This is a genomic window from Cupriavidus sp. SIMBA_020, assembly GCF_046535395.1.
In the GTDB taxonomy this organism is placed as follows: domain Bacteria; phylum Pseudomonadota; class Gammaproteobacteria; order Burkholderiales; family Burkholderiaceae; genus Cupriavidus; species Cupriavidus campinensis.
Genome location: NZ_JAWRWU010001417.1, coordinates 1 through 245 on the forward strand (window position 1 = coordinate 1; position 245 = coordinate 245).

Sequence of the window (245 nt, forward strand, 5' to 3'; positions counted from 1 at the left end):
GAGTTGAAGAAAGACGAGCATCGCCGAGCGCCGATCGATCGCCGCGGAACGTTCCCGGCTTCACTGCACCTTGAATCGCGCGCTCACCTTCGTCGTACCGTCGGCCATCGTCAGCAACGCGGTGACGCGCGACCCAGGCGGCACCTCGACATCCTGCGAGCGAAGCTGATTGCCGGAGACAGCGGCGATCGGTGTTTCCTTCTTCGCGCCGCTGGCGGATGTGACGGTCAGCACGCCCTTGATGT

The 245-nt window shown here is 64.1% G+C and carries 1 protein-coding gene; it reads right to left on the reverse strand.

Features of this window, described 5'->3' with window-relative positions:
- Positions 1–60 precede the first annotated feature (60 nt).
- A partial coding sequence (locus tag SB751_RS34205; protein ID WP_410749521.1) for a hypothetical protein occupies positions 61–245 on the reverse strand: 185 nt, incomplete at its 5' end.